General features: G+C 73.6%; 14 protein-coding genes and 1 riboswitch. Of the genes, 6 read left to right on the top strand and 8 right to left on the bottom strand.

Features of this window, described 5'->3' with window-relative positions; genetic code table 11:
- The first annotated feature begins 53 nt into the window (after nt 1-53).
- Complete coding sequence (locus tag ACIOHG_RS10950) at nt 54-455, top strand: hypothetical protein (RefSeq protein ID WP_400948113.1); 402 nt, start codon at nt 54-56, stop codon at nt 453-455.
- Nucleotides 456-551: 96 nt separating this feature from the next.
- Here ACIOHG_RS10950 and ACIOHG_RS10955 read toward each other — a convergent pair whose 3' ends face one another.
- Genes ACIOHG_RS10955 through ACIOHG_RS10965 form a run of 3 tightly spaced genes read right to left on the bottom strand, consistent with a single transcriptional unit; the run spans nt 552 to nt 4,139 of the window.
- A complete protein-coding gene (locus ACIOHG_RS10955) occupies nt 552-1,331 on the bottom strand; it encodes a 3-oxoacyl-ACP reductase (RefSeq protein WP_400948116.1) in 780 nt (259 codons plus the stop codon).
- On the bottom strand, nt 1,328-2,704 hold the full coding sequence (locus tag ACIOHG_RS10960; protein ID WP_400948119.1) for an aldehyde dehydrogenase family protein: 1,377 nt from the start codon (nt 2,702-2,704) through the stop codon (nt 1,328-1,330). Before ACIOHG_RS10960 ends, ACIOHG_RS10955 begins: the two co-directional genes overlap by 4 nt.
- A 49-nt stretch (nt 2,705-2,753) precedes the next feature.
- On the bottom strand, nt 2,754-4,139 hold the full coding sequence (locus ACIOHG_RS10965; protein WP_400948122.1) for a glutamine synthetase family protein: 1,386 nt from the start codon (nt 4,137-4,139) through the stop codon (nt 2,754-2,756).
- Nucleotides 4,140-4,454: 315 nt separating this feature from the next.
- Between ACIOHG_RS10965 and ACIOHG_RS10970 the strand changes: the two genes are divergently transcribed.
- Nucleotides 4,455-5,321: a GNAT family N-acetyltransferase gene (locus ACIOHG_RS10970; protein WP_400948125.1), complete on the top strand. Its 867-nt coding sequence runs from the start codon at nt 4,455-4,457 to the stop codon at nt 5,319-5,321.
- Between the two features lie 95 nt (nt 5,322-5,416).
- Here ACIOHG_RS10970 and ACIOHG_RS10975 read toward each other — a convergent pair whose 3' ends face one another.
- Both ACIOHG_RS10975 and ACIOHG_RS10980 read right to left on the bottom strand, forming a co-directional pair.
- The gene (locus ACIOHG_RS10975) at nt 5,417-6,106 is read right to left on the bottom strand and encodes an SDR family NAD(P)-dependent oxidoreductase (RefSeq protein WP_400948127.1); all 690 of its coding nucleotides are present in this window, start codon (nt 6,104-6,106) and stop codon (nt 5,417-5,419) included.
- Nucleotides 6,107-6,278: 172 nt separating this feature from the next.
- Nucleotides 6,279-7,670, bottom strand: a complete 1,392-nt coding sequence (locus ACIOHG_RS10980) for an acyltransferase (RefSeq protein WP_400948130.1) — start codon at nt 7,668-7,670, stop codon at nt 6,279-6,281.
- A 305-nt stretch (nt 7,671-7,975) separates the two neighbouring features.
- Nucleotides 7,976-8,150, top strand: a riboswitch (M-box (ykoK) riboswitch).
- A 532-nt stretch (nt 8,151-8,682) separates the two neighbouring features.
- On the opposite strand from ACIOHG_RS10980, the gene ACIOHG_RS10985 reads away from it, so the two are divergent.
- The 3 genes from ACIOHG_RS10985 (at nt 8,683) to ACIOHG_RS10995 (ending at nt 12,187) form a co-directional block, all read left to right on the top strand.
- Nucleotides 8,683-10,050, top strand: a complete 1,368-nt coding sequence (locus ACIOHG_RS10985; RefSeq protein WP_400948132.1) for a magnesium transporter MgtE N-terminal domain-containing protein — start codon at nt 8,683-8,685, stop codon at nt 10,048-10,050.
- Nucleotides 10,051-10,265: 215 nt separating this feature from the next.
- Complete coding sequence (locus tag ACIOHG_RS10990; protein ID WP_400948135.1) at nt 10,266-11,468, top strand: NRAMP family divalent metal transporter; 1,203 nt, start codon at nt 10,266-10,268, stop codon at nt 11,466-11,468.
- Nucleotides 11,469-11,872: 404 nt separating this feature from the next.
- Complete coding sequence (locus ACIOHG_RS10995) at nt 11,873-12,187, top strand: DUF2087 domain-containing protein (RefSeq protein ID WP_400948137.1); 315 nt, start codon at nt 11,873-11,875, stop codon at nt 12,185-12,187.
- Here the strand turns inward: ACIOHG_RS10995 and ACIOHG_RS11000 are convergent.
- Both ACIOHG_RS11000 and ACIOHG_RS11005 read right to left on the bottom strand, forming a co-directional pair.
- On the bottom strand, nt 12,169-13,314 hold the full coding sequence (locus ACIOHG_RS11000) for a serine hydrolase domain-containing protein (RefSeq protein ID WP_400948139.1): 1,146 nt from the start codon (nt 13,312-13,314) through the stop codon (nt 12,169-12,171). The two genes, ACIOHG_RS10995 and ACIOHG_RS11000, sit on opposite strands and share 19 nt — an antisense overlap.
- Before the next feature lie 452 nt (nt 13,315-13,766).
- Nucleotides 13,767-14,819: a DUF6777 domain-containing protein gene (locus tag ACIOHG_RS11005; RefSeq protein ID WP_400948142.1), complete on the bottom strand. Its 1,053-nt coding sequence runs from the start codon at nt 14,817-14,819 to the stop codon at nt 13,767-13,769.
- Between ACIOHG_RS11005 and ACIOHG_RS11010 the strand changes: the two genes are divergently transcribed.
- Nucleotides 14,782-17,040 carry a streptophobe family protein gene (locus ACIOHG_RS11010; protein WP_400948144.1) on the top strand — a complete coding sequence of 753 codons (2,259 nt, stop codon included), beginning with the start codon at nt 14,782-14,784 and terminating at the stop codon, nt 17,038-17,040. The genes ACIOHG_RS11005 and ACIOHG_RS11010 overlap by 38 nt on opposite strands.
- Before the next feature lie 143 nt (nt 17,041-17,183).
- On the opposite strand, the gene ACIOHG_RS11015 is transcribed toward ACIOHG_RS11010, so the two are convergent.
- The gene (locus ACIOHG_RS11015; protein ID WP_400948147.1) at nt 17,184-19,034 is read right to left on the bottom strand and encodes a M1 family aminopeptidase; all 1,851 of its coding nucleotides are present in this window, start codon (nt 19,032-19,034) and stop codon (nt 17,184-17,186) included.
- Between the last annotated feature and the right edge of the window lie 110 nt (nt 19,035-19,144).

Below are 19,144 nucleotides of genomic sequence, written 5' to 3' on the forward strand. Positions count from 1 at the left end.
ACCCGTGCTCGCCGATGATCGGTCGCGTCCAGGCACCAACCATGGAGGACTCGATGCGTTCCAGCATTGCCAAGCTCACCACCGCCACCTTCCTCACCGGGCTCGCCCTGTTCGGCGCGGCGGGCACGGCGTCCGCGCACTCGCACTGCCACCCGCACGGGGCGCTGGCGGTCGGCGGCGACGCGACCGCGCACGGCGGCGACGCGGCGGCGGTCGGCGGCGACGCCTGGGCCGAGCGCGGCAACGCGCTGGCGGTCGGCGGCAACGCGGGCGCGCTGAACGGCAGCGCCGGTGCGGTCGGCGGCGACGCCTGGGCCGAGAACGGCTTCGCGGGCGCGGTCGGCGGCGACGCCGAGGCGCTGTGCGGCGGCGCGGCGCTGGCGGTCGGCGGCGACGCGCTGGCCGAGGGCGGCGACGCCCTCGCGGTGGGCGGGGACGCGTCCTCCTCGATGTGACGCCCCGGGCCGTCCCGGTGACGGCCCGTCGGCCGGGCGGTGTCCCTCGCGGACCCGCCCGGCCGCTGCGTTGTCAGGAGGCCGACCCCTGCGCCGTCAGGAGAGCGGTGTCACGTAGGCGCCGGAGATGCCGCCGTCCACCAGGAAGGTGTTGGCGGTCATGAAGGAGGAGTCGTCGCTGGCCAGGAAGGCGACGGCGGCGGCGATCTCCTCGGGTTCGGCGAACCGGCCGAGCGGGATGTGCACCAGGCGGCGGGCGGCCCGCTCCGGGTCCTTGGCGAACAGCTCCTGCAGCAGCGGGGTGTTGACCGGGCCCGGGCACAGCGCGTTGACCCGGATGCCCTCGCGGGCGAACTCCACGCCGAGTTCGCGGCTCATCGCCAGCACGCCGCCCTTGGAGGCGCTGTAGGAGATCTGCGAGGTGGCGGCGCCCATCACCGCGACGAAGGACGCCGTGTTGATGATCGAGCCCTTGCCCTGCCGGCGCATGTGGCCGATGGCGTACTTGCAGCACAGGTACACCGAGGTCAGGTTGACCTCCTGGACCCGCTTCCACGCGTCCAGGCCGGTGACCAGGATCGAGTCGTCGTCGGGCGGCGAGATGCCGGCGTTGTTGAAGGCCACGTCGAGGCTGCCGTACTGCTCGACGGCGGTGTCGAACAGGGTGCGGACCTGCTCCTCGTCGGTGACGTCGGTGCGCACGAACAGGCCGCCGACCTCGTTGGCGGCCTTGGCGCCGCTCTCGTCGTCGATGTCGGCGCACACCACCTTCGCCCCCTCGGCGGCGAACCGGCGCACCGTGGCCAGGCCGATGCCGCTGCCCGCGCCGGTGACGACCGCCACCCGGCCGTCGAGTCGCTTGCTCATGTCGCTCATTCCTCCGTGGCGATGAAGACGTTCTTGGTCTCGGTGAAGGCGTGCAGGGCGTCCGGTCCGAGCTCGCGGCCCAGGCCGGACTGCTTGTATCCGCCGAACGGCGTCCAGTAGCGCACCGAGGAGTGCGAGTTGACGGACAGGTTGCCCGCCTCGACGGCCCGGGCGACGCGCAGCGCGCGGCCGACGTCGCGGGTCCAGATCGACCCGGACAGGCCGTACTCGGTGGCGTTGGCGATCCGCACCGCGTCGCTCTCGCCGCGGAACGGGACGACGGCGACGACCGGGCCGAACACCTCCTCGGTGCAGGCCCGGTGGTCGGGGGCGATCGGGGCGAGCACCGTCGGCGGGTACCAGAACCCGGGCCCGTCGGGGGCGCTGCCGCGGAACGCCACCTCGGTGTCGCCGTCCACGTAGGACGCCACCCGGGCCCGGTGCGCGGCCGAGATCAGCGGCCCCATCTCGGTCTTCTCGTCGCGCGGGTCGCCGACCCGGACGGCCTTCACCGCGCCCTCCAGCCGCTGCAGGAACTCCTCGTACACGCTCGCCTCGACCAGGATGCGGGAGCGGGCGCAGCAGTCCTGCCCGGCGTTGTCGAAGACCGCGTACGGGGCGGTGGCGGCGGCCTTCTCCAGGTCGGCGTCGGCGAACACGATGTTGGCGCTCTTGCCGCCGAGTTCCAGCGTGACGGGCTTGACCTGCTCGGCGCATCCGGCCAGCACGGACTTGCCGACGGCGGTGGAGCCGGTGAAGACCACCTTGCGGACGTCCGGGTGGGTGACGAAGCGCTGCCCGACCACCGGGCCGCGGCCGGGCAGCACCTGCAGCACGCCCTCGGGCAGGCCGGCGCGCAGGGCGAGTTCGGCCAGCCGCAGCGCGGTCAGCGGGGTGAGTTCGGCCGGTTTGACGATCACGGTGTTGCCGGCCGCCAGGGCGGGGGCCAGCGCCCAGGCGGCGATCGGCAGCGGGAAGTTCCACGGCACGATCACGCCGACCACGCCGAGCGGTTCGTGGAAGGTCACGTCGAGGCCGCCGGCCACCGGGATCTGCCGGCCGAACAGCCGCTCCGGCGCGCCCGCGTAGTACTCGATGACGTCGCGGGCGTTGCCGGCCTCCCAGCGGGCGTTGCCGATGGTGTGCCCGGCGTTGGCGACCTCCAGCGCGGCCAACTGCTCGCGTTCGGCGTCCACTTCGGCGGCGAACCGGCGCAGCAGCCGGGCCCGGTCGCCCGGGCTGACGGTCCGCCAGGTCTCGAACGCCGCCTTGGCGCGGGCGATCGCGGCGTCGGTGGCGCCCGGTCCAGCCAGTTCGACGGTGGCGATCACCTCCTCGGTGGCGGGGTCGACCACCCGGTACGGCTCGGACTCCTCGGTCACCTGCTCCTCCTCGTTCTCGTGCGTCCGTCGCGCCCGCCGCGCCCGCCGCTCACAGGCGCTCGAAGCCGCGGCGGCGCTCCCAGTCGGTCACCGCGGCGTCGTAGGCGGCTAGTTCGACCCGGCCGGCGTGCGCGTAGTGGCGCACCACGTCCTTGCCGAAGGCCACCGTGGCGGCCTCGCTGCGGTCGAAGCGCTCGACGGCGTCGCGGAGCGTTGCGGGCACCCGGGGCGCGTCGGAGGCGTAGGCGTTGCCGGTGAACTCGGGCTCCAGCGGCAGCTGGTGCTCGATGCCGTGCAGGCCGGCGGCGATCAGCGCGGCCACCGCCAGGTACGGGTTGACGTCGCCGCCCGGGACCCGGTTCTCGAACCGCAGCGCCGGGCCGTGGCCGACCACCCGCAGCGCGCAGGTGCGGTTGTCGCGGCCCCAGGCGATCGCGGTGGGCGCGAAGCTGCCCGGCACGTAGCGCTTGTAGGAGTTGACGGTGGGCGCGAGCAGCAGCGCGAACTCGTCGAGGCAAGCGAGCTGTCCGGCCAGGAAGTGCTCCATCGTCCGGGAGAAGCCGTGCGCGCCGTCGTCGTTGCTGCTGTCGTTGCTACCGGCCCCGGGGAACACCGGGCGGCCCTGCTCGTCGCGCAGGCTCAGGTGCACGTGGCAGGAGTTGCCCTCGCGCTGGTCGTACTTGGCCATGAAGGTGAGGCTCACGCCCTCCTGGGCGGCGATCTCCTTCGCGCCGGTCTTGTAGACGGCGTGGTCGTCGCAGGTGGTCAGGGCGTCGGCGTAGCGGAACGCGATCTCGTGCTGGCCGAGGTTGCACTCGCCCTTCGCGGACTCCACCGTCAGCCCGGCGCCCGCCATGCCGGTGCGCAGGCGGCGCAGCAGCGGCTCGATCCGGGCGGTTCCGAGGATCGAGTAGTCCACGTTGTACTGGTTGACGGGCGTCAGGCCCTGGTACTGCTTCTCCCAGGCCTGCTCGTAGCTGTCCCGGAACACCATGAACTCCAGCTCGGTGCCCACGTACGCGTACCAGCCGTAGCCGGCCAGCCGCTCCAGCTGGCGGCGCAGCACCTGGCGGGGCGAGACCGCGACCGGGGTGCCGTCGTGGTGCGCGAGGTCGCACTGCACCATCGCGGTCGCCGGGTGCCAGGGCACCATCCGCAGGGTCGACAGGTCCGGGGCGAAGACCAGGTCGCCGTAGCCGCTCTCCCAGGAGGAGACGGCGTACCCGTCGACGGTGTTCATCTCGACGTCCACGGCGAGCAGGTAGCCGCAGCCCTCGGCGCCGCCGGTCAGCACCTCGTGCAGGAAGTGCTCGGCGGCCAGCCGCTTGCCCTGCAGTCTGCCCTGCATGTCGGTGACGGCGAGGACCACGGTCTCCACCGCCCCCTCGGCCACCAGCTCCCGCAGCCGCTCCACCGTGAGCCGTGCCTCGCCCATCCGACCTCCAGCGCCACCGTCACCGTCAGAGCCGACCGTCACAGCGACGATGATCCCGCCCCGGCCCTCCGCGCACCAGTGGCCGCGCGGGCGTCCTCGATTTCCGGCTGTTCGTCAGAAGATCTTTTCCGCCTGGCAGTTGAGTGATCATCATCTCTCCTTCCCGCTGTTTCCGCTGCTCCGGCGGGGTGACGGGCGCGGTGGTGAGCGGGGCGGCGGACGGGGCGGGGCGGCGAAAACCCGTTGCCCTCACCGGCCGGACCTGTTTCGGTGGCGCCTGCCCGTTCACCCCACGCATCCCGGAGTCCGCCCACCGTGACCTTCCGCCTGACTGCCCTCGCCGACCCCGCCAACGGCGCCCACACGCACCGCCTCGCCTGGCTGGCGTCCGACCCCGGGGGCACGCCGCTCGGCAGCGCCTTCCTCCGGCTGTTCAGCTCGGCCGAGCAGTCCCACCTGGCCGAACTCTCCCTGGACGTCCACCCGGCGGAGCGCCGCCGCGGCGTCGGCACGGCCCTGCTCACCGCGGTGCGCGAGGCGGCCCGCGCGGACGGCCGCCGCGTCCTGCTGGCCCCCGCCACCGAGGGCTCCCCCGGCGACGCCTTCCTCACCTCGCACGGCTTCACCCGCGCGCTGGTCCTGGAGTTCACCCGCCTCGACCTGGCCGAGGCCCCGCTCCCCGAGGCGCCCGTCCACCCCGACTACCGGCTGATCTCCTGGACGGGCAGCTGCCCGAGCGAGCGGCTGGCCGACTTCACGCACTCCCGCACCGCGATGGACGACATGCCGATGGGCGACACCGACTTCGGCCTGCTGGTCTGGGACGAGGCCCGGGTGCTGGCCGCCGCGAAGGCGGTCGCCGACCGGGGCGAACTCCTGCTCACCGTCGCCGCGGTGGAGACCGCGACCGACCGGATCGTCGGCTTCACCGAACTCGTCCTGCCCGCCGACCGCACCGGCGACGCCCAGCACTACGGCACCGGCATCCTTCCCGCCCACCGCCACCGCGGCCTCGCCCGCGCCATCAAGGCCGAGACCGTCCGGTGGACCCGCGCCGAACACCCCGGCATCACCGGCCTGCTCGCCGACACCGCCGACAACAACACCGCGATGATCGCCGCCAACCACGCCCTCGGCTACCGCCCCACCCACCGCTCCGTCGAGTTCCGCCTCGACCTCTGAGCCGGCGCCGACCGAACCCACGGCGGGTGTCGGTGCGTCGGCGTGCCCCGGGTTGTCGGTGCCCTGCCCGCCCGGGCGGCCGGGCCCCGGGGCGGTCACCAGGCCAGCGGGCCCGTCGCGTCGAAGTAGCCGCCGGTCGGGCCGTCCGGTCCGATCTGTGCCATCCGGACGATCGCCTCGGCGCCCTGCTCGACCGTCTGCGCGCCCTCGTGCCCGTTCAGGTCGGTCGCCGTGTAACCGGGCTCCACCGCGTTGATCCGCATCCCCGGGAACGCCTTGGCGTACTGGACAGTGAGCATGTTGACCGCGGTCTTGGAGGTCGGGTAGGCCGCCCCCGGGTAGCCCTTGCCGGCCGCGCTCAGCGAGGCGAGGCCGCTGCTGACGTTGACCACGACCGGAGCGGCCGAGCGCTCCAGCAGCGGCAGGAAGGCATGCGTCACCCGGACCAGGCCGAACACGTTGGTCTCGAACACCTCCCGGATGACGTCGGCGGTCAGCTCGGCGGCGCCGACCACGGCGCCCTCCGGTGAACGCACCTCGATCCCGGCGTTGTTGACCAGGACGTCGAGGCCGCCGCCGACCTCGACCGCGGCCGCCGCGGCGGCCACCGACGCGTCGTCGGTGACGTCGAGCTGCACGAACCGGGCGCCGAGCTCGGCGGCGGCCTGCTCGCCCCGCTCGGTACTGCGGGCCCCCAGGTAGACGGTGTGGCCCGCGGCGATCAGGCGGCGGGCGGTCTCACGGCCGAGGCCCTTGTTGGCCCCGGTGATCAGAATCGTCGTCATGGACTCACCCTCTCCCCGGGAGGAGACGGTCGACCACTGGTTTTCACCGGGCGGCCCGCGGCACCCGCCCGGGTACCGACCACGAGCGCCGGGAGCGCGAAGTACGTTCCACGGCAGGGCAGTTCGGCCCACCGGGACGGCAGTCCACCGCGACGGCAGTCCACCGGGACGGTCAGACCTGCTCGCCCTCCCGCGCCGTCACCGGAACCGGGGCGGGGCGCCCGGAAGCGGCCGACCGCCACACCGCCGCGCCACCCACCAGGAGGGTGCCGACGGCGAAGGCCAGCAGGAGCGGCAGGTCGACCGTACCGAGGCGGGCCAGCCCCTCGGCCGCCCAGTGGGCCAGCGACCAGCAGGTGGCGGCAAGTCCCAGCAGCAGGGCGGATATGCGGACGGCGCCCCCGATCGGGGCGTTCGGTTCGATCCGGCGGCCGGTGCGCAGCAGCAGGCGGTCGACCGGGCGCAGCGCGGCGAGCAGTGCCGCGAGGAGCAGGGCGAGCACCAGGACCCAGGCCGGGCGCCAGGCCCACCAGGCGAGGGAGCCGACCTCGGGTTCGGGGGCCAGATCGGTGAGGTAGAAGGCGCCGCCGGCGGCCAGCACGGGCACCATGTGCCACAGGTAGAGCGACATGCCGGCCCGGCCGAGCGGTTCGATCAGCCGGGTGCCGGGCGTGCCGCGCCCGGTGCGCAGCAGGCGTTCGGCGTGCGGGGCGAGCAGCAGGCACAGGCCGCACTGGGCGAGCAGCCAGGCCAGCATCGCGGCGGACGGCGGGTCGGTGTTGGAGATCTCCTCGCCGCTGACCAGCACCAGGCTGACCGGGAACGGTCCGAACCCGACCAGGGCGGCGTACCCGACCGCACCGCCGACCGCGAGGGCCGCGCCGAACCGAGGGCGGGCCGCCGTCCCGCCGTCCCGCCAGGCGAAGCCGAGCTGGTAGGCCACGGCCCACACCAGGAGGTAGTTCAGCAGGCCGGCCCGGTCCGCCCAGTCGGCGTCGGCGGCCAGGACGGCGAGGTCGAGGGCGAGGGCGGCCGCGGCCAGGGCGGCGACGGAGCCGAGGCCCCAGCGGCGGTGCAGCGCGTACAGCCAGGGGGTGAGCGCGCTGATCGTCAGGTAGACCGGCAGGAACCAGAACTGCATGGCCAGGGCCCAGCCGATCATTCCCAGCAGCGCCGGGTCGGCGCCCAGCGCGGCGGCGACGGCCAGACCGCCCAGGGCCGCCACCAGGTAGGCGGCGGTCGGCAGCAGCAGGCGGATCGCCCGGCCGCGCACCCAGCCTGCCGCCGTGCCGCCCTCGACGAGGGTGCGGCGCCAGGAACCGGCCGCGGCGTAGCCCCCGGCCAGGAAGAACACCGGCATGATCTGGAAGCCCAGGGTCAGCCACTGCGTCCACGGCACGGTGACCATCAGCTCCGGTGCCCGCAGCGTGCCGTCGGGCTCCCGCACCAGGGCGGTGATCAGCCAGTGCCCGAGCACCACCAGCACGATCGCCGCCGCCCGCAACAGGTCCACGTACCTGTTGCGCACCGTTCCGCCGTCCGTCCGCGTCCCCTCGTCCCCCATGCCGGTCATCATGGCTGCCCCCGGCTCACGATCGCGTCGCTCGGCGCGTTGCGGTTCGGACACAACCCTCCGCCGCCCGCCGCCCGTTCGGCACTCCGCTCCGCCCCGACGGCGCCCGTCCCGCGTCGCTGCGGCATCGACCCGGCGGCGGGCCGGTGTCGGCCCGGTATCGACCCGGTTTCCGGGGCTCGCCGCCCTCCGCCCACCGCCGCCGCCGGTGGCCGGACCGGACCGTCCTGGGGTCAAACCCTGGTCAAGGTGGCGTGACCGGGGCGGTGGAGGGCCTATCCTGATCCCGGCAAGACCAGACACCTCGTTCGGTGAGGCGTCTTCACGGACACAGGCCACTGATCCCACCCGTCGAGAGACGCTCCGGATCAGGACAGGTCTCCCCGGCTCAAGGGGTGATCCCAAGTGGCTTCCCCGCCGGTGCGGGGACACGCCGTGGAGTGCCAAAGCTCTGACGAGTAGGGGTGTGCCGGGCCGTCGTGCGGTCCGGTCGCCTGCCGTGCGGCCACGGGCGGAGCCCGTCGGCCAGGACCGGGAGGAGGCGAGATGGACAGCAGTAGTCCGGGGCACAGTCGGCCCCTGCCCGTGGCGTCCTCGCCGATGCTCTTCGGTTCGATGTCCTTCGGTTCGAGGCAACTCCTCCCTTCCTGACACCACGTCCGACACCGTCCGGCCGAGTGCCGCCGGTTGTCCGTCGTGTCGGCCGCCCCTGCTGCGGCCGACTCGTCGAACAACCGACCGCAGCCGAGCCGTTCCCCCGTCGGGTCGGTCCCCCGGTGCCCGCGCGCACCCGGGCCGACGCCCTGTCAGGTTCCCTTCCTCCCGTGCCCTGCACGGCAGTTGCTCCCCCGGTCCCTGATCGGGTGTGCCCTGCCGAGCCGGCGCGCGGTCGGCAGCGCACCGTGCCGCCGTCTGCGTGCCGCCGCCTGCGCCGAGGTGGGACCGGAGCTGCCCCGGACCTCCTGCCGGCCCCGTCCCGTCGGGGCCAGAGGGGGTGTTCCTCATGGCCACCAACACACTGTTCGGTTCCACCACGGCCCGGCTCCGTGACCGCCGGGTCAGCCTCGACCACCGGGCGACCGCCAGCCGGGCGGTGCGCTCCTCGCTGGTCTCCCTCGCCGGGTTGATCGGCGCGCCCGTCACCAACCAGGCGGGGGCCGAGGTCGGCCGGCTCGCCGACGTGGTCGCCCGCCTGTACGGCCCGGACCCGTACCCGCCGGTGACCGGGCTGATCCTGCGGATCGGCCGCCGCTGGGCCTTCCTGCCCGCCGACGCGGTCGGGCGCCTGTGCGCCGGGCTGGTCGAGCTGCGGGCCTCCCGGGTCGACCTGCGGGACTTCCAGCGCCGCCCCGGCGAGGTGCTGCTGGCCCGGGACGTGCTGGACCACCAGCTCGTCGACGTGGACGGCGTGCAGGTCACCCGGGCCGCCGACCTGTACCTCGCCCCGCTGGTCGGCCGGACCGTACTGGTCGGGGTGGACGTCTCGCTGCCCACCCTGCTGCGCCGACTGGGGCCGCGCCGCTGGCAGGCCCGGCCCACCCCGGAGCGGGTGCTGGACTGGCAGTCCGTCGCCCCGTTCGGCGAGCAGGCCACCGAGGGCCCGGCCGAGGTCAGGCTGCGGGCCTCCCGCTCGGCCCTGCACCGGCTGCGGCCCGCCGACCTGGCCGACATCCTGGAGGACCTCGGCCGCAGCGAACGCCAGCAGCTGCTGGGGTGGTTGGAGCCGGAGCAGGCCGCGGACGCACTGGAGGAGATGGAGCCCGCCGAGCTGGAGAACCTGCTGCGCGAGGCCCGGCCGGAGCACGCCGCGCGGCTGGTCGACGAGATGGAACCCGACGAGGCCGCCGACGCACTGCGCGACCTGCAGCCCCGCGAGCGGGAGACCCTGCTGGCCCGGATGCCGGACGCGGAGGCCGCCGAGCTGCGCGGCCTGCTCGCACACCGCGAGGGCACCGCCGGTGGTGCCATGACGACCCGGCTGGTGACCGCCCGGCTGGAGCAGACCGTCGGAGAGGTCCGCGCCGAGCTGGCCGCGCAGTCCGAGCACCGCACCGAGATCGACGCCGTCGTGGTGCTCGACACCGCCGGACGGCTGCTCGCCGACGTGCCGCTGTTCGACCTCGCGGTGGCCGAGGACGCCACGCCGCTCACCGATCTGGTGGCCTGGCTGGCCCAGTTCGGCGAGCCCTTGACGCTCTCCCCCGACACCCGGCTCGCCCGGGCCGCCGACCGGCTGGTGGCGGCCCGCAAGTCCTCCCTCCTGGTCGTCGACGAGGACGGCCGGCCGCTGGGCCGCATCCTCGCCGACGACATCCTCGACGCCCTGCTGCCCGAGCGCGGGCGCCTGCACTTCCGGAGGTTCCTCCAGTGAGCACCGTCCGCACCGACTCCACCGGCCTCGGCCCGACCGACCCCACCGCTGCCGCTGCTGGTGCCACTGCCGCCGGAGGGACCGCTGTTCCGGGGGTCCGACCCGCCGTCAGTCCGCTTTCCACGGAACCGGGTTCCGTCCCCGGCCCGAAGGTTCGGGGCGGCCGAGGTGGTACGGGCGGCCGCCGCAGGTGGCGCCGGATCGCGGCGATCGCCATGGTCGCCGGGCCGGGCCTGGTCGCGGCCAACGCCGGCAACGACGCCGCCGGGATCGCCACCTACGCCTCGGCGGGCTCCCAGTTCACCTACGGCACGCTGTTCTTCATGGTGCTGGTGACCATCGCGCTGGTGATGGTCCAGGAGATGGCCGTCCGGCTGGGCGCGCACACCGGCAAGGGCCTCGGGGCACTGATCCGCGAGCAGTTCAGCCTGCGCCTGACCGCTCTCGCGGTCGGCTGCCTGCTGCTGGCCAACACCGGCCTGGTGGTCAGCGAGTTCGCCGGGATCGGCGCCGCGTTCGAGCTGCTGGGCGTTCCGAAGTGGGCGGTGATCCCGCCGGCCGCCGTCCTGCTGTGGGCGCTGGTGCTGTTCGGCTCCTATCGGTGGGCGGAGCGGATCTTCCTGGTGATGTCGTTGGCCTTCTTCTCCTACCCGATCGCCATGATCCTCGGCCGTCCGCACTGGGGCGAGGTCGGCCGGAACCTCGCCGTACCGCACATGCAGCCCTCGAGCGACTTCATCCTGCTGGCCGTCGCCCTGATCGGAACGACCGTCAGCCCCTACATGCAGTTCTACGCCGCCGCCGGGGTGGTGGACCGGGGCGCGAAGCCCGAGGACTACAAGCTGATCCGGGCGGACGCGGTGCTCGGCGCGGTGTTCGCCTGCGTGATCAGTCTGACCATCATCATCGCCACCGCCTCCGCGATCGGCGGCAGCGGCCCGCTGGAGTCCGCCGCCGAGGCCGCCCGTGCGCTGGAGCCCGTCGCCGGGCAGGGCGCGGAACTGCTGTTCGCCTTCGGCCTGCTCGGCGCCTCGGCGCTGGCCGGCGCCGTGGTGCCGCTGTCGGCGAGCTACGCGATCGGCGAGGCCGCGGGGGTGGAGCGCTCGGTGTCCCGCCGGTTCCGGGACGCCCCGCTGTTCCTCGGTGTCTTCACTGCGCAGATCGCCCTGGGCGCGATCGTGGCTCTCACTCCCGTCGACGTCATCCAACTGCTGATCGGCACCCAGGTGCTGCAGGGGCTGATCAGCCCGATCGTGCTGGTCTACCTGCTGGTGCTCACCAACCGGCGCTCGCTGCTCGGCGCGGCCGCGAACAGCCCGCGCTACCGGATCGCCGCGACCGCAGTGGTCGTCGGGGTGGCCCTGATGTCCACGATCCTGCTGGTGCAGACCCTCCTCGGCTGGTTCGGCCTGGCCTGACCACCACCGCCGAAGCAGGCTCCGGCCGCACCGGTTCGGGTGCCGATCCCGGTCCCGAAGGCGCTGCCGGTACCGGCGCTGCTGCCCGAGGCGCTCGCGCCACGCCCGCAGCTCCGCCCGCCAGTTCTTCGTCCCCACTCGCACGCGTTCCCTCCTTCCGCCGGGGCGCCGACCCGTGTCGGCGCCCCGGTCTCCGCTTCCTGGTCCGGCTCCTGGTCCGGTCTCCGACCTACGCCCTGCTCGACCTACGCCCTGTTCCGGGGCCTGGTCACGGCCGTTCTCCGGGCCGTGGCCAGGCCCTGCTCCCGTCCCCGGTCCACTCGTCGATCCGCCCGCTGGCCCGGGCACTCGCCCGCTCGCTAATCCGGTTGTCCGTCGGCAGCCGCCCTGACAGGCTGCCTGCTATGTCTGCTCACGAACCGCCGACCACCCTTGCCGCGTTCTTCACCGATGGCCGTCTGACGTCGATCCCGCGCAAGCCGGCCCGCCGTGCCGCCCTGCTGGAGCACTTGGCGCAGTCCCTGTTCGACCCCGATCGCGCGTACACCGAGCGGGAGGTCAACGAGGCACTGCTGACCGTCCATTCGGACACCTCCATGCTGCGTCGTTACCTGGTCGAGGCCCTGCTGCTGTCCCGTACCCGGGACGGGGCCAGCTACCGCCGCGCCACCGCTGCCGCCGCCGGTGACGGGGCGGACGCTCAGCCGCCCGCCGCGTAGCGCCAGAACTCGCGCATCGGCCGGGGCGGTTTCGGACTCGTCATCTCCACCTGGGTGAGCAGCACCGTCAACAGTCCACCGGCCGGGACGAAGTGCGCCGCCGTACCGGTGCCGCCCACCCAGCCGTAGCGGCCCGGCACGTTCCACGGCTCCCGGCGGGCGACGTCCACCGACCCTCCGTAACCCCAGCCCTGGCCCTCCAGGAACAGTTCGCTGTCGGTACGTTGTCGGTCCGTCAGGTGATCGGTCGTCATCAGCGTCACCGACTCCGCGGAGAGCACCCGCCGCCCGTCCTCGGCTCGGCCGCCGGCCCGCAACATCCGCAGGAAGGCCGCGACGTCTCCCACTGTCGACAGCAGACCGCCTGCTCCTGACGGGAACGCGGGCGGGGTGGCCCACTGGCCGTCCGGCGGGTCGATCACCGTCCGCGTGCCGTCCGGCCCGGGCTGGTGGAGCGGGCCGAGCCGACCGGCCTGGCCCGGCCGGGGGCTGAACCCGGTGTCGGCCATGCCGAGCGGCGCGAAGAGCCGTTCCGCGAACAGCTCTTCGAGCGCCTGCCCGGTGGCCCGGGCCGCCAGTACGCCCTGGATGTCGGAGCAGGCGTTGTAGAGCCAGGCCTGCCCGGGCTGGTGCAGCATCGGGATGCGGCCCAGCGCGGCGACCCATTCGTCCGGTGGGGGCACCTGCTGGGGTCGGGGTGGCCCCTGTTTGAGCTCGGCGAACAGCGGGGCCAGCGCGGGCAGTGAGAAATCCGCCGGGAACCCGTAGCCGGCCCGGGACTCGAGGACGTCCCGCACCGTGACGGGGCGGTCGGCCGGGACGGTGTCCGTCACCGGCGCCTGCGGTGTGCGCACCACTCGCAGGGCGGCGAGTTCGGGCAGCCAGCGCGCGATCGGGTCGTCGAGGCCGAGCAGTCCGTCGTCGACGAGCTGCAGCACCAGGGCGGCCGTCATCGGTTTGCCGACCGAGGCGATCCGGACCAGGGACTCCGGCCCCAGCTCGCCCGCGGCGGCCGTCTCGACCTCCGCGCCACGGGCGATCAGCGCCACCGCCCCGGGCACCGCGCCCTCCGCCACCCACTGCTCCAGCAGTGCCTGCAGCCCGTCGGTTCCGCGCAGTTCACGCATCGTCTTCCCCTTCCGTCACCGGTGCACCCTCCGTGCCTTCCGCACGTGCTGCACCTGCTGTCTCCTGTCTCTCGGAGTGTGCCCGCTCTTCCGGCCTTATCCCGTGACGATCGGCTACCTCTGCCGCACCGATCGGTTGACGCCCCATCAGTCGATCGGTTGACACCCCCATCAACCCATCGGACAAATCGCTGTCGAGCGCTACATCAGCGGATTTTTCCGGGTGTTTTGCTCATAACGACGGGTAGGGTGACGCCACAACACCGAACGACCACCACCACACAGCCTGGGTGCCCCGGACCAAGAAGCTCATCGAGGCCCTGAGCTCCGGGAGCACCATGTTCCCGCTCCACCGCCCCGCTGCTCCCGCCGCTGAGCACTCGGGCGCTTGAGCGCCGCCGCCGATCGTGGAGCGTGGGCAGCAGGACTGCGGGTTTCCTGTCGCCCCGGTTTCACGGCGTGCCGGAAACCAACGCCTTCGAACTGCCGCCGGGGGCACTGACCATCGCCCCCGAGGCACTGTGCCCCGAAGCACCCGAGACCCCGCCCGGGGAAGCCGGCGCCGAGCCGGCCCCCGGGGAGGCCGGGGAGCCGGACGGGCCCACCGAACCAGAGGAGAACTTCCCACCGGACGGCGCCGAGGAGGACGCGCCGGACGGCGTACCCGTCCCGGTCCGCCCGGAGGAGGGGCCGGAGGACGGCCCCGAGGAGGAACCGGAGGACGGGGCCGAAGCGGAGCCCGAGCTCGAACCCGCCGCGCTCGGCGAGGCCGATCCGTCCGTACCGCCCGATCCGCCCACCGGCCGCCCGAACTGATGCCCCGTCGACTGGTCGACCAGCACGATCTGGGTGACCGGCGCAGGGGCGGGCTGCACCGTCACCACCCCGTCCGCATGGAAGGAGGACCAGGCCGTTCCCGAATACGTCCCGCCGGTACCGCTCGGCGGCAGCAGCGGATTGCCGCAGGCGCAGCGCACCCTGGGCACTCCGTGGTTGTCGACCAACACGGCCGTCCCCGACTGCAGCACGGCCTGGTAGGGGGTCGCCTGCCCGTTGGCGAAGCCGTGATTGGTGACCCGGGTGTCCTGGCGGAGCAGCACCGGGGTCAGGCCGTGCAGATAGGAGTCGATCTGGGAGCTGTCGATGCCCTCGACACCGGCCCAGGCACGGGCCTTGTCACTGTTACTGGTCAGGTAGGAGGAGAGTTTGGGTACGTCACAGCTGGCCACTTCCCGGGTGCCCCCGTACAGGCCGGGTTCGCCCCCGCTCACGGTGCCGCCGCTCGCGGCAGCACTGGACGCGGTCGCACCGCCGGAGCCGGGAGCGGCGGCGGAAGGGCTGATGGTCGCTGCCGCGTTGGCGACGGAGCCGGTGAACGGTTCCTGGCCGACGGCCGCGACCGGCTGGAGGGCGACGTTCTTGGTGTCCTTGTCGCCCGCCCCGCCGGTGAGCACCACTCCGAGGGCGATGCCGAGCCCGGCCACCACCGCTGCCGTTCCGAGCACCGCACCCTTGCGCCACCAAGGTTTCCCGCCGTCCCCGGCGCCACCGCCCGCCGCCGTTACCCGTCCCCCGGACGAGGGCGGTCCTCCGGGGCTCCCCGGAGCGCCCGCACCGCCGCCGGCCGACGGCGCCCCGAATCCCGACCCGCTCCCGGAAGTGCCCGGAGCCTGTGCTCCACCCGCCGACAACGGCCCGGACGGCGGCCCCGAAGGCCCTACTCCGCTCGCACTGGCTGCCGACGCCCCACCCATCGCCCCGCCGACACTCGGCACCTGGCCACTTGACGAGTCGTCACTCTCCGTCCCCCACCCGCTCCCCTGCGCATCGACGGCCGCCGTTCCAGCCGCCGTCGGCGGCCCACCCAGGCCGGGCTTCACCACCCCGGGCCCGACCACCTCGGTCGGCGGACCGCTCGAATCAGGGTGCGAGTCGGGCTTCACCACCCCGGGCCCGACCACCTCGGTCGGTGGGCCGCCCGCATCGGGCTTCACCACGTCCGGCCCCACCAGCTCCGTCGGCCGGTGTTCGGGCGGCGGGGCAGCGGGGCTCTCGTCGTCCGGTTCTTCGGGTTGCCGAGGTGTCGGCTGCTCAGCCACGGGTCTGCCTCCCGGTCGGACTCCCCCGAGACCACTCTGCGCGTCTCCCATTGTCCGCCCGGGCTCCCGTGCCCGCCGCTTCAGCACCCGTTCCGGCGCCTGTTCCAGTGCTGCTCCCGACGCCCGGGCTGCCGTCTGCTCCACCGCCCGAGCCGGAGCCTGCGGCTGCGGCTGCGGACTCGGCCGGGCCTGCGGCAACTCGCCGTCGGCGGCGGCCTGTCGGAAGCTGGAGGGGGCCGATCGGGACCGGTCGGCCGGCTGCCGGGGGGCCGTGTTGGAAGGGCCGGTGAGCCGCGTGCCTGGTGCTGTCGCTCCGTCGAATCCGCCCGTGCGTCCCCGCGTGCACCCACCGGGCGGGTCGGGGGTCGAGTGGGGGGCTGCCGTGGTGTCCGCGCTCTCGGCGGCGGTGGGGGCGGTCCTGGCGATGGCCGCCGTCGCGGCGCTGGGCCTGTGGCTGGCAGGGGCGGCGGACCTGCCGGGCGACGGCTTCGGGGCAGTCCTGGCGGCGACGTTGCTGATGGCGCTGGGAGTGCCGGTCCGGTTGGACGGCAGCGCGGCGTTCGTGGCCACGGCGCAGGGCGGGATCACGGCGGTGCCGCTGTCGGTCACGCTGGTGGGGGCGCTGGTGGCGGCGTACCTGTTCCTGCGTCCGATGCGTCGGCACGCGGTGGTGTCGGGCGGTTCGCTGCTGGCCCGGATCCTGGCGCTGGCGGGGTGCTGGACGGTGCTGGTGCTGCTGCTCTCCACGGTGGCGCGGCACAGTTTCACGGTGTCGACGGGCGATCAGCTGGTGGACACCCTGGGTGGCGCGTTCGGGGCGGCGCCGGTGGTGGGTTTCGAGGTCGCTCCCGGGCCGGCGGTGGGGTTCGGGCTGCTGTGGCTGGCCGTGGTGGTGCTGCTGGCGCTGGCGGCCTCGCGGCGGGCCCCGTTGCCGACGGCGCTGGTCCGCTGGCACGGCACGTTGCGGCCGACGGTGCACGCGGTGCTGTCGTTGCTGCTGGTGTACGTGCTGCTGGGGCTGGTGGGCGGGCTGGTCGCGCTGGTGGTCGGCAGTGAGCCGCGGCAGACGCTGGCGGTGCTGTGCCTGGGGCTGCCGAACGTGGCCTGGCTGGGGTTCGGGGTGGGCCTGGGCACCTCCTGGCACGGCCACGTCACGGACAGTCTGGGGCTGCCGTTCCCACAGCCGCTGGCGGCGGTGCTGCGCTCGGGCGAGGACGTGACGCTGAACCTCGGCGCGCTGGCGGAGCGGAACGGTTGGGCCTGGCTCCTGCTGCCGCTGGCGGCGCTACTGGTGTTGGCGGCGGGAGTGGCGGCGTCGGTGCGGTCGCGTCCGGCGGTGCCGCTCTGGCTGTCGGCGGTGCGGTTCGGGGTGGTGCTGGGGTTGGCGATGCTGGCGATCGGGACGCTGACCCGGGTCTCGGCGGTGTTCGGCCTGTCCCTGCTGGGCCTGGGCGGTGACGGGTCGGCCGTCCTGGAGCCGGATCTGCTGACGTCGATACCGATCGCGGCGGCCTGGGGCGCGCTGGCGGGCCTGTTCGGCGGCCTGCTCGCACCGCACCTGCCCGGCCCGGCCGGACGCGCCCGAAGAGACGCTCCCCGCACCCCGGCACCGCCGCCCCCGTCGTGACCGGGCCGGACACGTGACAGGGCCGGACAAAGGCCGGGCAAGGCCCGACAAGGTGGGACAAGGCGGCCGGTTGCCCGTCGGACGGGGGAGGAACGCAGGACGGTCCCGCCCGGGCCGTGGCCCGGGCGGGACCTGACGAGGGGTCAGCCCTCGATGCGGTGCTGGGTCCAGAAGGAGGTGAGGTCGACAGTCGTCGCGGCCTGCGCGGCGGCCTTGAACTCGGCGGTGGTGGAGATGCCGTACCAGTGGGCGGAGGCGTAGTCGTGCAGCAGGTTGGTCATCGCGGTGTCACCGATGGTGCGACGCAGGTCGTGCAGGGCGCACTTGCCGTAGCCGTAGATGACGGTGGAGTAGCGGGAGGAGTTGGCGTCCCAGTAGGCCATCGAGTTGGTGATCTTCTCGGCCGAGGAGGCCCAGGAGGTGCTGTTCCAGCAGTTGGTGCCGGTCTTGCCCTGGGCGAGGTCGGTGGCGTAGTCGGTGAACGCCTCGTCCAGCCAGGGGGCGTTGTACTCGTCGTCGCCGACGATGCCGTACCACCACTGGTGGGCGATCTCGTGGGTGAGCGCGGTGGTGGAGACCAGGTCGAGGACGAAGCCGGGGTACTCCATGCCGCCGAACCAGAAGTTGTTGTCGATCACGGCGTCGAGCTCGCCGTAGGGGTAGGCGCCGAAGCGTCCGGCGTGTGCGTCGACGGCGGACTTGGCGGTGCTCAGCATGGACTGCGCGTCACTGGAGCTGATGCCGCTGACCGAGTAGACGTTGACGACGGTGCCGGCCGCCGAGGTGCCGGATATCTTGGCGAACGGTCCGGCGCCCCAGGCGAACTCCCGGACGTTCTTGGCGGTGGCGGTGGTGACGGTCCGTCCGCCGGTGCCGGGGGTGTCCACCGAGGTGCCGGTGGCGGGCACCAGCAGGTTGCTCGGGTGGTCCAGGGTCACCGTGTAGTCGGAGGCAAGCGTGTAGAAGGACTCACCGTTGTTGGTGTAGGGGTCCAGGTGCCAGCCGGCCGCGTCGCGGACGGCGAGCACGGGCAGCGCGTTGCCGATGAAGTTGTAGGCGCCGTCGTGGCCGAACCGGTCCGCGCCGGAGGGGACGGCGATGGAGAGGTCGAAGCCGACGCTGCCGCTCTGGCCCTGCGCGAGGGGCGCGGGCAGGGTGACCTTGAGCGCGGTGCAGCTGACGCTGAGCGCCCCGGCGGTGCCGCCGGTCAGGTTGCTGACCGTGACGGGGGTGGTCGGGCAGGTGCCGTGGGCGTTGTCCCAGAGCCGCAGGTAGACCTCGGTCAGCGGGGTCGCCGAGGGATTGCTGAAGCCGATGCTCTGGTGGCCGGTCCAGGTGCTGCCGCTGCTGTCGCTGGACAGGTTGACGGTGTACCCGGTGGGCGCGGGGGTCCGGGTGGCGTCGGTGGTGGGCGGGGTGGTGCCGCCGGAGACGTCGAGCGCCAGGTCGTCGAGAACGAAGCTGGTCTGCAGGCTGGAGTCCTCGACGCCGGTGAAGGCGAGGGTGACGGTCTGTCCGGCGAAGGCGGAGACGTCGAAGGTCTTCTTCACGTACCCGGTGGCCGCGTTCAGGTTGGAGTACGTGGCGAGGGTGGTGCCGCCGATCTTCGCGGTCAGCTTGTCGTACGCCGTGCTCCTGGTGGTCTCGGTGGTGTCGATGTGCAGCCAGAAGCTCAGGCTGGCGGTGCTGCAGCCGGCCGGCAGAGTGAGGGTCTGCGACAGGGTGTCGGTGTGCGTCGTACCGTAGCCGTCCAGCCGGGCGTAGTACGTTCCGCCGTGCGCGCTCTGCCCGCCGCCACTGGTGATCACGCCGCTGGACGAGGTCCATGGCGAGGTCCCGGACTCGAATCCGCCGTTGGCGACCACCTGCGCCGGGGTGCAGGCGGCGGCTGCGGCCTGCGCGGCGGGTGCGGTCGCGAGGCCGGCCGCCACGAGCACGGTAGTGCCCAAGGCGGCGGCGGCACGGGTGGCGAGGACGCGGAGTCTGTTGCTCATCGGTGCTCCTCTCGGTCGCCGGAGTCTGTGGGGGCTCCGGCCGAGGGGCAGACTGCCAGCAAACACTCAGCATTGATAGGTGCATGCCACTGATCGTTACGGGGCTCCCC

Source organism: Kitasatospora sp. NPDC088134 (genome assembly GCF_044741705.1).
Lineage (GTDB): Bacteria > Actinomycetota > Actinomycetes > Streptomycetales > Streptomycetaceae > Kitasatospora.

Excerpts from the sequence above, each read along its gene's own strand:
- ACIOHG_RS10950 (WP_400948113.1), top strand. The coding sequence starts at position 54 with ATGCGTTCCAGCATTGCCAAGCTCACCACCGCCACCTTCCTCACCGGG.
- ACIOHG_RS10955 (WP_400948116.1), bottom strand. The coding sequence starts at position 1,331 with ATGAGCGACATGAGCAAGCGACTCGACGGCCGGGTGGCGGTCGTCACC.
- ACIOHG_RS10965 (WP_400948122.1), bottom strand. The coding sequence starts at position 4,139 with ATGGGCGAGGCACGGCTCACGGTGGAGCGGCTGCGGGAGCTGGTGGCC.
- ACIOHG_RS10975 (WP_400948127.1), bottom strand. The coding sequence starts at position 6,106 with ATGACGACGATTCTGATCACCGGGGCCAACAAGGGCCTCGGCCGTGAG.
- ACIOHG_RS10980 (WP_400948130.1), bottom strand. The coding sequence starts at position 7,670 with ATGGGGGACGAGGGGACGCGGACGGACGGCGGAACGGTGCGCAACAGG.
- ACIOHG_RS10985 (WP_400948132.1), top strand. The coding sequence starts at position 8,683 with ATGGCCACCAACACACTGTTCGGTTCCACCACGGCCCGGCTCCGTGAC.
- ACIOHG_RS10990 (WP_400948135.1), top strand. The coding sequence starts at position 10,266 with ATGGTCGCCGGGCCGGGCCTGGTCGCGGCCAACGCCGGCAACGACGCC.
- ACIOHG_RS10995 (WP_400948137.1), top strand. The coding sequence starts at position 11,873 with ATGTCTGCTCACGAACCGCCGACCACCCTTGCCGCGTTCTTCACCGAT.
- ACIOHG_RS11000 (WP_400948139.1), bottom strand. The coding sequence starts at position 13,314 with ATGCGTGAACTGCGCGGAACCGACGGGCTGCAGGCACTGCTGGAGCAG.
- ACIOHG_RS11010 (WP_400948144.1), top strand. The coding sequence starts at position 14,782 with ATGCCGAGCCCGGCCACCACCGCTGCCGTTCCGAGCACCGCACCCTTG.
- ACIOHG_RS11015 (WP_400948147.1), bottom strand. The coding sequence starts at position 19,034 with ATGAGCAACAGACTCCGCGTCCTCGCCACCCGTGCCGCCGCCGCCTTG.